Genomic DNA, 14,454 nt, shown 5'->3' on the forward strand with positions numbered 1-14,454 from the left:
TCAAGCACGTTGGAACCGTGCTGTCAGTTAACGCCCCCCCACAAAGACATTAAGACTGATCAGTGATACTGAAGTTGCCTAAGGCGAAGACTTCCTGCATCGTTGACAGGAACCGTTAGGAGTGACGAATGAAGGCTGTTTTCCTCGATTACGCCAGTATGGGACCCGATCTGGACCTGTCTCCATTACAGAATCTGGTCGAGCACCTCGATGTATTTGATACCACCGAAGACGATCAGGTGGTGGAGCGTATCCGGGGGAGCCAATTGGTGTTTACCAATGCCATTGAATTGAGCGCGGAAGTCCTGAGCGCAGCCCCCGAGCTCGCGTTCATCGGATTGACGGCTACCGGCACCGACAACATAGATCTTGATGCCGCCGGCGAGGCCGGCATTGTTGTGAGCAATCTTCGCGCTTACTGTACCCAGTCCGTGGTAGAGCACGTCATCGGTACGTTGCTCATGCTGAGTCATAACCTCAACCATTACTCCTCCCACGTGCGACGCGGAGGCTGGCAGCAATCACAGGACGGCAACGACCTCGTCTGGCCCATACGGGAAGTGTCGGGTCTTACTCTGGGTATTATTGGCTTTGGCGAGCTGGGCCGGGGCGTTGCGAAGGCAGCGACGGGCCTTGGTATGGATGTCGTCGTTGCGGCCCGCCCGGGAAGCCCAACCGTGCCAGAGGGGCGGGAATCGCTCGCTGAGATCTACCGTCGGTGCGACGTGATCTCTCTCCATTGCCCACTCGACGACAACACCCGTGGGTTAATCAACGCCGATGCACTTGATGCGATGAAAGACAACGCGTTACTCATCAATACGGCCAGGGGCGCCTTAATCGATACCGCCGCGCTGGCCACAGCGCTGTCATCAAAAACCATTGCTGGCGCCGCCATCGACGTACTGCCACAGGAACCGCCCGTTGATGGCGATCCGCTACTCGATTATACCGGTGACAATCTGATTCTCACGCCCCATATCGCCTGGGGAAGCCGCGAGGCTCGCCAGCGAGCCATCGATGGGATTACGCTGAATGCCGCGGCGTTTATGCGGGGTGAGCCGCAGAATCGCGTGGCCTGAAAATCACTGGGCAGTGGTGTTTCGGTAGGACTCAAGATCCACCAGGGTATCAATATCCACCGCTGCCGCTGGGATCGCGCATTGCGCCACACGCCGGTCGGTTTGTACAAACAGTGCCTTGGCACCCCGATCGCCTCGAAGTGCTTTCAGATCGGTAAACACCTCCTCGCTAAAAAGCGCGGGAACACCACAAATACCTGCATAGGACGCGCATGCGATCTGGTGGTCGGGCAACGCGGCGATCAGCGTGTCGATATCGCGGGGGGTAATACCCGGCTGATCCCCGAGCAGGATCAGCAAGTGGTTACAACGGCCCTCGAGGGCTTCAACTCCGCAACGGATGGATGAGGACATCCCCAGTTGCCAATCCTTATTGTGGATGATGCGGGCTTCACCGATTTCACCCTGCGCCTGAGCGGCGACGATAGCCTCATGCCAGTGACCCGTGATCACCACAAGCGCTTCGTGATCATGGGTCTGGGCGAGGTCAATGGCATGCTGTAGAAGCGGTTTTGTGTGCACCGACGCCAACAGCTTGCAACCGCCAAACCGGCGACTGGCACCCGCCGCCAGCACCATGATGCCGAGCTTCAAGCGACCCGCTGGCTGACGCCGATACTCGCGGAACGCTGGTAGAGCACTGCATGGCATTGGGAAAGAATCGACAGTGCAATGCTCTCGGGCAATTCACCGCCAATATCAAAGCCCGCAGGACCGGCTACAGGGGGGCTTAAATCGTGCTCCGCCAATCGGGCTTTTGCCAACACCTCCGCACGTCGGTGGGGTGGGCCCAGTAAGGCCATATAGTCAAGGCCGGTTCCATTGAGCGCCGATAGCGCAGCGGCATCAATCGCCACATCATGGGCCATCAATACGGCGGCACCGACGTTGTGCTCGGTAACATAGTTCGATAATTCAGCGACATCGAGACGCAGTAATTCATCGGCGTCCGGGAAGTAGTCGGCGCGGGCATTGGCGGGTCTCGGGTCCCAGACAGAGACGGTCCAGCCCAGCTGTTTGGCGATCGCCACCACCGGCTGCGCATCGATACCACCGCCGGCAATCAAAAGATGAGGCTGTGCCTTGACGTAATTATTAAACCAGCGACGACCCTGTTCATCGATCGTAATCGCCTCACCCGGGGCAGGATGCTCAGCAACGGAGGCACGTGTGAAACATGACGCATCGTCACCGGCGTTCACTGGGGGGATCGTCAACGCATAGTCTCCGCAACCCCGCTCAAGCAGCGCGTGGTAGACCTCATCCAGTCGGTGATAGGCATTATCGGCGTGAATCGGGTGCAACATAATGTGTACCGTGCCGCCACAGCCAATGCCCAACCGATAGGAAATGTCATCTTCATCGCTACCGTCGTAACACAGCACGGTAGAGCGACCGGTCTGCATCACCCGTGACGCCTGCCGTCGGATATCAGCCTCCAAACAGCCGCCACTCAATAACCCGAACTGCTGACCCAGACTATTAACCAACATCATGGCACCGGGCTTTCGGTAGCATGAACCCTCGGTGTCATAAATCGTACCCAGCACCCAATCGTGGTTGTCACGATCGGGAAACCAGGTGGCAAGAACACTGGCCAGTTGATTGGTCATCCGGCTGCCCGTCAGGTGCTACGCGGCTTGAGCTGGTCGCCGATGGGCAACTGGCGGATGCGCTTGCCGCAGGCGGCAAAAATAGCATTGCACAGCGCAGGGGCGAAAACGGGGGTGGCCGGTTCACCGACACCCGCGGGCTCCTCCTCGCTGGGCATCACCACCACCTCTATCTCCAGTGGCGCATCGCTCATGCGGGCGATACTCGAATCATGAAAATTGCTCTGTTGCACCCGGCCGTTCTCGAAAGTGATTCCGGTACTGATGGCGTTACTGATACCAAAGACCGATCCGCCCTGGGTCTGATTAATCACACTGTCTGGATTCACCACCGTACCGGCATCGATGGCGACCCAGGATTTGATGATATCGAGCTCACCGGCATCGGACACCTCGACTTCCACAACTGTCGCCACATAGGTCAGAAAGCTGCGATGGGCGGCAATACCCAATCCGCGCCCGGGCGTAATGTCGCGCCCCCAATCACTCATCGTCGCAACCTTTTCGATAACGGCGCGCAGTCTCGCGATATCGAGGGGATAAACCGCCTTGTCACCACCGTAGTTACCGTACTCCGCGTTCTGCTCGGAGACATCGATGATGCGATCAGGACCAATCGCTTCAAGCAGATAATCCTTCTGGTCTCTACCCGCCTTATTCGCGAGTTCCGCGATAAATGACTGGACCGCGAAGGCGTGGAAATTATTGGACACCGAGCGCATCCACCCAATCCGCGTCATCGCCCCGGGGTCGCCGCGCTCGAGCGTGATGTTGGGGGTATCGATTGGGTTATCGGTAAAACCAAGACCGAGCTCCCAGTCGGCAGGAGCCCTGGCCTCTTCACTAAACAGCGAGGCGACCGGCGTAAAGGACGTGCGGTGCAGGTAGGCCTCGACTTTACCCTCGTCACTGAGCGCCGCCTCCACATGCTGCGCCGAGACGGCGTGATAAAACCCGTGCTGTATGTCGTCTTCCCGCGTCCACTGCACCCGTACCGGGAGTCCACTTTTCATCGACAGGTAAGCCGCCTCGGCGGAAAAATCGGGCTTGGATTTGCGCCCAAAAGCGCCACCCAGCAACGTCACGTGCACCTTGATCTGAGCCTTGTCGAGATCGACCATGGCGGCGACCGTATCCATGTCAGCCCGTGGATTTTGTGTCGCCGCCCAGACCTCGACGCCATCGTCGCTATACACGGCCGTGGCACAGGGGGGCTCCATGGGTGACTGATTCAGGTGCGGCATGTAGTAATCTGCGCTGTGGGTATTCGACGATTTGGCCAACACCGCGGCTGCATCCCCGGCTTCGCGAACATGCCCCTGGGGTTGGTTCACACTGTCCAGCAACTCTCGCTTAAACGCTTCAGAGTTGTAAGCGGCATTGGGGCCGTCATCCCACTCAATCTCGAGTTTCTTGCGCCCCTGGATAGCAGCCCAGGTGGTTTCCGCAATCACAGCGACACCGCCTTTGGGCTGATAACCGGCTGCCCCCTTGGGCGCCGGTATCTGAATAATGTCGATGACGCCTTTGACCTTTCGCGCCGCCGCGTCAGAAACACGCTTTACCGTGCCGCCGTTCACGGGCGGGCGCTCAATGACCGCGACTTTGGCCTTGGGCGCACGCAGGTCAGCGGCAAAGCTGGCCTTGCCCGTAACAATATCCTGCAGGTCGATATGCGCCATACCGGTGTTGATATAGCGCCATTCCTCGCGGCGCTTGAGTGTCAGTTCGGTGGCTTCCGGGGGCTTGATGGTCAACGCGGCATCAATGAGTTCCGCGTAATCGAGCCGCTTGCCCGAGAAGTGGGAAACAACATGCCCTCGTGCATCGCAGGTGCTGGGATCGACACCCCAGGTCTGTGCTGCCGCCTGCTGGAGCATGTACCGGACCGAAGCGCCCATTTCCCGCAGGCGTTGCAGGTTGTAGCGAATACTTCGCGAGCCATCGGTATTCTGGTCACCGTACGCGGGGTCGCCCAGCGCCTGAATCACATGCACGCGGCTCCAATCGGCCTCCATTTCATCAGCGACAATTTGCGCGATCGCGGTTCGGATCTGCTGCCCCATCTCCGAGCGATGGCAGGTGATCTCCACGTCACCGTCCGGTCGGAGTGCGACAAACAGATTAGCCGGCCGCGCATCGGATGCCGGTTGATCCAGCACTCCAGCCACAGCGCGTCCCGCCGCCGTCATTAAATGGGTGCCCGCCAAAATGGCCGCTGTCGCCGAGGCGCTGGTCTTCAGAAAACGCCGACGGTCCATATCAAAGTAACGGCTCATACCACCACCCCCCGACCGCGGGTGGCGGGCTCGAACTGCTGTACTCCCGAGTCGTTCTGGGAAAGTGTCGAGGCGGCCACCGACTTGATGGCCTTGTGGATCCTCGTGTAGGTGCCACAACGACACAGATTGCCCGACATGGCGTCGACAATGTCCTGATCGCTGGGGGAGGGGTTTTTATCGAGTAGGCTGGCGGCCTGCATGATCTGTCCGCCCTGGCAGTAACCACATTGCGGCACCTGATGCTCGATCCAGGCTTTCTGCAAGGGATGATTCCCTTCGGGATCGAGGCCTTCAATCGTTGTCAACGAGGCGCCATCCACAGCGGAGATCGGCAGCACGCAGGAGCGCTGGGCCTTGCCATCGACGTGCACCGTACACGCGCCGCACTGCGCCGCACCACAGCCGAACTTGGTGCCGGTGAGATTCAGTTCGTCGCGAAGAAACCAGAGCACCGGTGTCGAGGTGTCTCCGTCGAATTGATGCGCAACGCCATTTACCGTCAGCTTAATCATGGGACTGGTTACCTTTGTCTGTTTTATCACTAGCCATGCACGACCGACTGTCACGCACGGAAAGACGCTCTCCTTGAGCCTACTGTACCGTTGGCGCGGCGCTTTTAAAACCAATCCTGGACTGGCCTCAGCACCGAGGCATTATCGAAGACACCCACACCACACCGATAACTGGTAACCAACCCACAGGAATCCGTCACGTGTTTAATGCGACTGGATTCGGTAACTTCCGCGACCACCAAAACCCGCACTACAGAGTAAAAGCCGGCGCTGACCCTTTTGCGACAGCTGGCACGACCAAAGTCGACCTTTTTGAAGTCCTAAGTTTGAAACCCTAAGACCGCAAACCGCCGGCTAAAGGGTGGTGCGGCTACTCGTCCCGGAGAGCTTCATTTTAGAAAAACCTAATAGAAACCGGAATCAGTTGACCGCACCATCACCGCTGTCCCGCTGCCTGGCGTACTCGACAAAACGTGCCAGCAGGGCGGCGCCATCCTTGTCACTAAACGCCTGAGCCCGCAGGTCCGGAACCGAAAACCCCTCACTGGTGATCATGTCTTCGTAAACGTCGTAGGAGTAGGCCATGATTTCGCTGTCAAATTCGGGATGGAACTGCACTCCCCAGACCGTCTCTGCATAGCGCACAGCCTGAAATGGGTCGTGGTCACTCTCTGCTAAAACAACCACGTCCGCAGGGAGTTCGAGGACCGACTGCTGGTGGAATACTTTCATTTCCAACACCTTGGGCAGCGCCTGAAAAATCGGATCGTCGGTATCGACCGCCCGGTTACGCAGGGTGATCTTGCCAAACTTGGAACCGCGGGGATTTTCGCCGACCCGCCCTCCCATGGCATGTGCAATCAGCTGGTGACCAAAGCAAACCCCAAGCACCGGCGTCTCAGCCACTATCGCCTCTCGAACCCATTGAGCGGCGGTCTCTATCCATTGGTGTCCGTCGGTCACCATATCGATAGCACCGGTAATAATGGCACCCTGAACGTTTCTCGGATCGGGCAGTGATTCTCCCTGATAAACCTTAACCGCGGTTATATCCCGGTCGGAGAGTGCCATCTTCTCGCTGAACCAGCGCACCTCGTCACCGCGAAAGGCACACAGCGCCGGCACATCATCGAACGATGTTGCCGGCTGAATAATCAGAAAAGGTTTTGTAGACCGAGGCATGGCTTACGTTAATCCAAAGTAAACCATTGGAGATCAGTGAATATCGGCCACGCACAGACCTGATCGCTAATGATCAGGACCCCGACCGCCGATGGCCCCACAGTAAGACAATCAGGTGAGGGCCTGCCGCCCCGGCTCACGGACTCAGGTAACAGCATTGACCACTTTGAACTCATCGCAATCCCAGGAACCGGTCTTCATAATTTCCGCGAGGGTCATGATGGCCTGCCAGACATCCGCGTAGCGCAGGTAAAGCGGAGCAAAACCAAACCGCAAAATATCGGGCGCGCGAAAGTCACCGATCACTCCCCGGGCGATCAACGCCTGCATGATCGCGTAGCCCTCCGCGTGGGTGAACGCCACCTGGCTACCGCGGTGCTGGGAATCCCGCGGGGACACCAGCTGAAATCCGTATTCGGCGAGATGCTCATCAAATAGCTGGATAAACAGATCCGTCATGCGAACCGACTTATCTCGAATCGCCGTCATCCCGAAGCGCAAGCTGATGTCGACACCAACCTCGGCGCAAGCCAGGCCAATAACCCCCTGCGTGCCGCTCATCATTCGTCCGATGCCATCTGCCGGCTCAAACTCGTCGGAAAACACAAAGGGCGACTGATGCCCCCACCACCCCGACAAGGGCTGCCGCGCATCCGGCAAATGCCGCTTCGCCGCAAAAACAAAACTGGGGGCGCCCGGGCCGCCGTTCAGGTACTTGTAACCGCATCCCACGGCAAAATCGGCACCGATGGCATTGAGGTCAACGGGCAGAGCCCCTGCACTGTGGCAGAGGTCCCAGATGACAAGAGCACCCACATCGTGGGCACGTGTCGTAATGGCGGCCATATCCAACAGATGACCCGTTTTATAGTGAACATCCGTCAGCAGTACGACTGCGGTCTGTTCATCGATCGCGGAAATGATCTGATCCCGATCCGCCACGGCGTTGACTTCGAGGGGCTGGGCGCGAGACGACTGAATGCCCTCGAGGATATAAAGATCAGTGGGGAAATTGCCGGCTTCGGTGACCAGTTTTGATCGCCCCGGCCGAAGCTTCAACGCCGCCGATACCAGCTTGTAGAGATTGATCGACACACAGTCAGTAACCACCACTTCGCCGGTGTCGGCCCCGATAAGCCCAGCGATCTTGTCACCAATACGATAAGGCAGCTCAAACCAGTGGTTATCGTTCCAACTTCGAATCAGGTCGTGACCCCACTCGCGCTCTACCACCTCCTGCACACGGGAAGCCGCTGCCCTGGGCATGGCACCCAGCGAGTTGCCGTCGAGGTAGATCACATCATCGGGCAGACTGAATGACTCTCGGGCACCCGCCAGAGGATCGGCCACATCCCATTCGAAAACATCGGCTTCGGTCATTAGGGTTACCTCGTCACCACACTCGGCTCGAGCAGGTCTTTTTGAATCGCAGAGGGCGAATATACTGATACAGTTGGCGACCACATGCCAGCGGAGCCGATGAGCGACCGTTGGACCTGCAGAACGCGTAGGTCTCGACCGTGCCGCGGCGCGTAGAAACCGCCGGCTGTTAATCAGTTGGCCTAGCCGCTCCTTGAGTTAGTGGTTAAACGAGAGCCGTGCCTTTGACAAGCGAGGATATGATGACCAACACACTGGCGGTGATACCGGCGACTCCCGAAGCACTGGCGCCATTCGGCGTATTCCTGAGCACGGACTGCGGCGTCGACCCGCTGCCCATTACGTTTTATGGCGGTGCGGTCGATGTGCGAAAACCAGGTGCTTTCCGCTGTGACTCCGACGTCGATATCACGGTGTGTCGATTGCAGGAACGACCATTGGATATCGAATACCTGGAACGGCATCCCGGGCATACCCAGGCGTTCATCCCGCTGGGCGGTCGCCCTTTCATTGCGGTTATGGCTCCAGCCACTCCCGACAATGAACTGCCCGCACTAGAGGACATTAAAGCGTTTCGTTTTGACGGTGGCGGCGGCTTCATGATGTTTGAAAATGTGTGGCATGAATTTCCGTTCGCTGAGGAACCGGATACAGACATCATCATTTTACTCAGTACGGCCACAACCGAGTCCCTTCAGGGCGATACCGGTATCGAGGGCGAGGCGGTCGGTGCCGATCTGGAGAAACGCAACTTCAAACATCGCTATGCGGCGCCCTTGTCGCTAGCCCCCTGAAGCTCTGCACCTGAAACCTTGTCACCTGAAACCCCGGCCCCTGAAAACCCGGCCCGTGATACGGCGATCTCTCTAACGGGTAATCGATGCCCGGTAATCGCGGGGCGACGTGCCAATCGTCTGGCGAAATAATCGCGAAAAATACAGCGGATCGTCGTAGCCCAGGGCCGACGCGACCGCCTGAATGCTCATATCGGTCGCGTCGAGCAACTGGCAGGCATGCTCCATCTTCATGTTGAGGAAATGTTTAATCGGGGAATAACCCGTGAGCTGCTTGTATCGCTTGGAAAAATGGAATTTGGATAGATTGGCAAACGCCGCCAGGGCATCCAATGACAAGTTTTGGGTGATGTGTTCGCGCATGAACTGCTGGATCTGCTCGAGGTCTACCGCCCTGTCCCGTCGACTTTGCTGTCGTCCCGCTTCGACCGCAAACTGCGCCAGCAGAAACCTCAGTTGATTACCGGCAAGTATGAACGCCTGGCTGGAATAGCCCGTATGGCGCACCTCCATAAGACCCTGAAAGGCACTGGCGAGTGCGGGCGCCCTGCCCGCATCCACCATCGGTCGCGCTCTGCGAAACCCCAGATGCCGAAAGAAAGCCTCACTGCTACTTCCCTGAAAGTGGACCCAGTACACCGACCAGGGATCTCGGGCGCTCGCCTGATACTCATGGAGCAGGTTTTTGGGCAACAAAAGAAGGCCGCCGGGGCCTATAGAACCGGACCAGCCATCGGTTGAAACCTCGCCCCGCCCGGCAACGCAATAAATCAGCAGGTTGTCATCATGCTGCTGACGTCGCATGCGATGCCCGGAGGCGTTGGGATAATAGCCCATGGCAGTGGGGTAACAATCGCTGGTCAGCGCGTGATGCTTCAATGTATCGACCATGAAGCCGGGAGTGATAAAGCGGGTTCCCGCCGCCGGCAACGGCCATTTCGAGGGTGCACTCATAGCGCAATATAGTCCTTATTTTTCGCAATTTAGTCAATGTGAGACGAGTGCCCGCCTCTGCTATGATAATCGCCCACTTTTTTTAGCCACCATCAACGCTGCCAAGCAGGAGATTGACTATGTCCAAGTCAGACCAGCTGTCTAATTTTCACGAACCCGAAGATATTGCGGTTCACGAGATGGAAGAGCTCATCGCCCGCTCCCGCGCGGCGCAGGAGCAAATCGCCAATTACACGCAGGAACAGGTCGACGGACTGATCCGGGCCATGGTCTATGCCGTGGCAAAGGAGGATCGCGCAGAAGAGATCGCCCAGTTTACGGTGGAGGAGACCGAGCTGGGCAACTACACCGGTAAATACCTCAAGATTCACCGTAAAACACGAGCCACGTTGTTCGATATCATCAACGACAAGTCCGTAGGGGTTATTGAGGAGCTTCCCGAGCGCAATATCGTCAAGATCGCAAAACCAATCGGTGTTATCGGCGCCCTGTCACCCTCCACCAACCCTGAGGCGACACCGGTCATCAAGGCCATCTCGGCCATCAAAGGGCGCAACTCGATTATCGTCGCGCCACACCCGAGAGCCAAACTCACCAACAAAAAGATCTGCGATTACATGCGCGATGCCCTCGAGCGTATGGGCGCGCCGGCGGACCTGGTCATTGCCATCGAAACACCCTCGATGGAGCTGACCAATGAACTGATGCGCCAGTGTGACCGCATTCTCGCTACCGGCGGTGGCCCCATGGTGAAGGCCGCTTACTCGTCGGGCACCCCGGCGCTCGGTGTGGGCGTGGGCAATGCGGTTATTACGGTGGACGACAGCGCCAATCTTGAGGAGGCCGCAGAGAAAATCCGCGTCTCGAAGACTCTCGACCTCGCAGCGTCCTGCTCATCGGACAACTCGGTGCTGCTTTTTGAGTCGATTTACGACGATATGATCGCCCAACTCGAGCGCGAGGGCGGATATGTACTCGACGACGTCGAGAAGAAGAAGCTCGAAAAGACGATCTGGCAGGACGGCCGTTTAAACGTCAACATCGTGGCGCAGCCCGCACACAAGATCGCGGGTATGGCCGGAATCGAACTGCCTGAAGGCAAGCAATTCCTGATTGTCCCCGAGACGGGTGCGGGCCCCGATCACCTCTTCTCCGGTGAGAAAATGTCGGTGACCATGGCCTTGTACAAGGTGAAGGATATCGAGGAGGCCATTGCCCTGACCAACGATATTCAGCGCTACCAGGGGCAGGGGCACTCCTGCGGCATCTACAGCTACAACGATGACAACATCATGCGCTACGCCGAGGCGACCCGTACTTCACGAGTGATGGTGAACCAGCCCCAGGCGGCATCCAATAGCGGAAACCTCTGGAATGGCATGCGGCAGACCTTTTCGCTGGGCTGTGGTTCCTGGGGCGGCAACGCCACCAACAACAATATTACCTGGCGCGACCTGATCAACGAAACCTGGGTGTCCAAGCCGCTGACTGTGACCAAGGCGATCCCGGACGACGAAGAGTTGTTCGGCGCCGATGTCATGGCCAAGTTTGAGGATTGATGATCGATGGATTTTTCTCTTTCGGATGACCAGCAGGCCTTTGTAGGCAGTGCCAAAGCTTTTTCAGAAGGCGTATTGGCACCCAACGCCGCGGAATGGGATGCCACATCTCACTTTCCTGTGGACGCGCTGGCCCAGGCTGGAGAGCTGGGTTTCATGGGGATGTATACCCCAGAATCCGCCGGTGGCCTTGAGCTTTCCCGGCTCGATGCCAGCCTGATCGTCGAGGAGTTGGCAAAAGGCTGCACCACAACGGCAGCCTTCCTGACGATCCACAATATGGCCACCAGCATGATCGGCAAATATTGCACCGAAGCCGTGATCGAAGAGTGGTGTCCCGACCTCGTCATGGGAACCAAGCTCGCCTCCTACTGCCTGACCGAACCCGGTGCGGGCTCGGACGCCGCCAGTTTGCGTACCAGCGCTGCAGCCGATGGTGATGATTACGTCATCAACGGTAGCAAGGTCTTTATCAGCGGCGCCGGAGAAACCGACGTACTGGTAGTGATGCTACGAACCGGCGACGCCGGACCCAAGGGCATTTCCGCTGTATTGATACCCGCTGATGCCGAGGGCATTTCATACGGTAAGAACGAAGAGAAAATGGGCTGGAAAGCCCAGCCTACGCGAATGGTGACCTTCGAGGATGTGCGAATCCCGAAGACCAACCGGCTGGGTGAGGAAGGCCAGGGGTTTGCCATCGCTATGGAAGGCCTCGATGGGGGGCGAATCAATATTGCCACCTGCAGCATCGGCACCGCGCAAAAAGCCCTGGAAGACGCTACCGCTTACACTCAGGAGCGCAAGCAATTCAACAGCGCCATCGCCGACTTCCAGGCCACCCAGTTTAAACTCGCCGATATGGCGACCGATCTGGTGGCTGCACGTCAGATGGTGCGGCTCGCGGCCTGGAAACTCGACAACAAGGACTCCCAGGCAACCACTTACTGTGCGATGGCCAAGCGCTTTGCCACCGATGCCGGCTTCACTATCTGTAACGATGCGCTGCAGTTGTTCGGCGGCTACGGCTACATCAAGGAATACCCCCTGGAGCGCTATGTTCGCGATACCCGGGTGCACCAGATTCTGGAAGGTACCAACGAAATCATGCGGGTGATTATTGCCCGACGTTTACTCATGGAAGGAGCGCTGGAGGTAATTCAATGACCGCGCCGGTTAAAAGTACCTGTGACAAGCTGAAACTAGAAATCATCGACCACACCGCACTGGTCACGATCGATAACCCCGCCGCCAATACCTGGGATACGGAAAGCCTTCCCGCACTGAAAACGTTGGTGGAGGATCTCAACGCGGATCGCGATATCTGGGCCTTGGTGCTGACCGGTGCCGGGGAAAAATTCTTTTCCGCGGGTGCCGATCTGAAGCTATTCGCCGATGGCAGTCCTGATACCGCGCGAGAAATGTCCCAGTACTTTGGCGAGGGTTTTGAGTGCCTCGCTGATTTCCGAGGCGTGAGCATTGCGGCAATGAATGGCTTCGCCATGGGCGGTGGGCTTGAGGTTGCCCTGGCCTGCGATATCCGTATCGCTGAGGAGCAGGCACAGATGGCCCTGCCCGAAGCCAAGGTCGGACTGCTGCCCTGCGCCGGCGGTACCCAGCGATTGTCCTGGCTGGTCGGCGAAGGCTGGGCCAAGAAAATGATTCTGTGTGGAGAGCGCATTGATGCGGCCAAGGCCGAGCACATTGGTCTGGTGGAGGAAGTGGTCGCCAAAGGTGGTGCAAAAGACCGTGCGATAGCGCTCGCCGCGCAGGTCGGACAGCAAAGCCCGATTTCGGTCACCTACTGCAAGGAACTCATCCACGAGGCGCGCGACAACGCTATGGGCAGCGCACTGCCCAATGAGCGCCAGAAGTTCGTCGACCTCTTCGGCACTCACGATCAGAAAGAAGGCGTCAATGCTTTTCTTGAGAAGCGCAAGCCCGAGTGGAAGAACGCCTGATGACTGCCCCTGTTCTTTTTGATGAAGTCGCCGCGGCCGGCGGAAAGCTGGGACGCATCACGCTCAACGTTGAATCCACACTGAACTCACTGACGCTGGAGATGGTCGATCTACTCCAGTCCAAGCTCGATGCGTGGCGTAACGATGACAGCATTGGTGCGATTTTCGTAGAAGGTGCGGGAGAAAAGGCACTCTGTGCCGGTGGTGATGTTCAGGCGCTGCACGCGTCTGCGGTCGAAACGCCAGGTGGCCCCTGCGACTACGCCGAAACGTTCTTCGCCCGCGAGTATCGGATGAACTACACCCTGCATACCTACCCAAAGCCCATTGTCTGCTGGGGACACGGTATTGTTATGGGCGGTGGCCTGGGTGTAATGGCCGGTTGCGGTCATCGGATCGTTACCGAGCGAACCCGTATCGCCATGCCCGAGGTCACTATCGCGCTATTCCCCGATGTCGGCGGCAGCTGGTTCCTCAACCACATGCCTGGCAGCGCTGGACTGTTCCTCGCTCTGACGGGGGCGAGCATTAATGCCGCCGATGCCATTTACACCGGTATAGCCGATCGTTTCATCGCCAGCGAGCACAAGTCGTCGGTCATCGACGCGCTGCTGGCCCAGTCATTCGACGATGACGTGAACAAGAATCACGCCAGAGTCCGACATGCCTTGCGGCCGCTCTCCGAAGCCAGCGAGGGCGCAAAACCTGAAGGCCAGGTTGAGCCGCATATGGCCACCATTAATCAGCTTTGCGATGGCGATGATATTCACAGCATCATCGATAACATCATGGCGATAGATACCGACGACAAGTGGCTGGCCAAAGCACGGGACGGTCTGGCTCACGGCAGTAAGCTCGCGGCGTTGTGGATTCACCGACAAATGACTGAAACCCGACATGCCAGTTTGCGTGAAGTGTTCCAGGCAGAGATTCAGCTGGCAACCAATGTGATTCGCTATCCCGAGTTTGCTGAGGGAGTACGTGCTCTGTTGATCGACAAGGATCGCAACCCACAGTGGAGCTACTCCAGTTCAAGGGATATCCCCGAGTCGATTCTGAATGGATTTTTTAACGCACCCTGGCATCAGAATCCGCTGGCTGATCTGTAGTCACATACGCTTTCGCGCGCTGCTGA

Annotated in this window: 13 protein-coding genes; 6 read left to right on the forward strand and 7 right to left on the reverse strand. The window is 57.8% G+C overall.

Annotated features, from left to right (window positions below; translation table 11 throughout):
• The first annotated feature begins 128 nt into the window (after window positions 1-128).
• On the forward strand, window positions 129-1,082 hold the full coding sequence (locus NOR51B_RS14495) for a D-2-hydroxyacid dehydrogenase (protein ID WP_009019105.1): 954 nt from the start codon (window positions 129-131) through the stop codon (window positions 1,080-1,082).
• A 3-nt stretch (window positions 1,083-1,085) separates the two neighbouring features.
• Here the strand turns inward: NOR51B_RS14495 and NOR51B_RS14500 are convergent, their stop codons facing one another.
• From NOR51B_RS14500 to kynU, 6 genes are all read right to left on the reverse strand, one after another.
• Complete coding sequence (locus NOR51B_RS14500; RefSeq protein WP_009019176.1) at window positions 1,086-1,676, reverse strand: nucleotidyltransferase family protein; 591 nt, start codon at window positions 1,674-1,676, stop codon at window positions 1,086-1,088.
• Window positions 1,673-2,695: an XdhC family protein gene (locus tag NOR51B_RS14505; protein WP_009019310.1), complete on the reverse strand. Its 1,023-nt coding sequence runs from the start codon at window positions 2,693-2,695 to the stop codon at window positions 1,673-1,675. Before NOR51B_RS14505 ends, NOR51B_RS14500 begins: the two co-directional genes overlap by 4 nt.
• Before the next feature lie 11 nt (window positions 2,696-2,706).
• Window positions 2,707-4,974, reverse strand: a complete 2,268-nt coding sequence (locus tag NOR51B_RS14510; RefSeq protein WP_009019255.1) for a xanthine dehydrogenase family protein molybdopterin-binding subunit — start codon at window positions 4,972-4,974, stop codon at window positions 2,707-2,709.
• Window positions 4,971-5,489: a (2Fe-2S)-binding protein gene (locus NOR51B_RS14515; RefSeq protein WP_009020051.1), complete on the reverse strand. Its 519-nt coding sequence runs from the start codon at window positions 5,487-5,489 to the stop codon at window positions 4,971-4,973. The genes NOR51B_RS14510 and NOR51B_RS14515 overlap by 4 nt, the downstream gene beginning before the upstream one ends.
• 420 nt (window positions 5,490-5,909) lie before the next feature.
• On the reverse strand, window positions 5,910-6,671 hold the full coding sequence (locus NOR51B_RS14520) for a glutamine amidotransferase (RefSeq protein ID WP_009021379.1): 762 nt from the start codon (window positions 6,669-6,671) through the stop codon (window positions 5,910-5,912).
• Between the two features lie 144 nt (window positions 6,672-6,815).
• Complete coding sequence (kynU, locus tag NOR51B_RS14525) at window positions 6,816-8,051, reverse strand: kynureninase (RefSeq protein ID WP_009021453.1); 1,236 nt, start codon at window positions 8,049-8,051, stop codon at window positions 6,816-6,818.
• 218 nt (window positions 8,052-8,269) lie between these two features.
• Here kynU and NOR51B_RS14530 point away from each other — a divergent pair, with 218 nt between their 5' ends.
• A complete protein-coding gene (locus tag NOR51B_RS14530; protein ID WP_154647688.1) occupies window positions 8,270-8,845 on the forward strand; it encodes an ureidoglycolate lyase in 576 nt (191 codons plus the stop codon).
• A gap of 72 nt (window positions 8,846-8,917) precedes the next feature.
• On the opposite strand, the gene NOR51B_RS14535 is transcribed toward NOR51B_RS14530, so the two are convergent.
• Complete coding sequence (locus NOR51B_RS14535; protein ID WP_009018903.1) at window positions 8,918-9,799, reverse strand: AraC family transcriptional regulator; 882 nt, start codon at window positions 9,797-9,799, stop codon at window positions 8,918-8,920.
• A 119-nt stretch (window positions 9,800-9,918) separates the two neighbouring features.
• On the opposite strand from NOR51B_RS14535, the gene NOR51B_RS14540 reads away from it, so the two are divergent.
• The 4 genes from NOR51B_RS14540 to NOR51B_RS14555 are packed head-to-tail and all read left to right on the forward strand — an operon-like array spanning window position 9,919 to window position 14,428.
• A complete protein-coding gene (locus NOR51B_RS14540; protein ID WP_009018971.1) occupies window positions 9,919-11,358 on the forward strand; it encodes an aldehyde dehydrogenase family protein in 1,440 nt (479 codons plus the stop codon).
• 6 nt (window positions 11,359-11,364) lie between these two features.
• Complete coding sequence (locus tag NOR51B_RS14545) at window positions 11,365-12,525, forward strand: acyl-CoA dehydrogenase family protein (RefSeq protein ID WP_009020662.1); 1,161 nt, start codon at window positions 11,365-11,367, stop codon at window positions 12,523-12,525.
• A complete protein-coding gene (locus NOR51B_RS14550) occupies window positions 12,522-13,319 on the forward strand; it encodes an enoyl-CoA hydratase (protein ID WP_009019917.1) in 798 nt (265 codons plus the stop codon). The genes NOR51B_RS14545 and NOR51B_RS14550 overlap by 4 nt, the downstream gene beginning before the upstream one ends.
• Window positions 13,319-14,428 carry an enoyl-CoA hydratase/isomerase family protein gene (locus NOR51B_RS14555; RefSeq protein ID WP_040482176.1) on the forward strand — a complete coding sequence of 370 codons (1,110 nt, stop codon included), beginning with the start codon at window positions 13,319-13,321 and terminating at the stop codon, window positions 14,426-14,428. Before NOR51B_RS14550 ends, NOR51B_RS14555 begins: the two co-directional genes overlap by 1 nt.
• Window positions 14,429-14,454: the final 26 nt, after the last annotated feature.

This window comes from Luminiphilus syltensis NOR5-1B (assembly GCF_000158175.1).
GTDB lineage: Bacteria > Pseudomonadota > Gammaproteobacteria > Pseudomonadales > Halieaceae > Luminiphilus > Luminiphilus syltensis.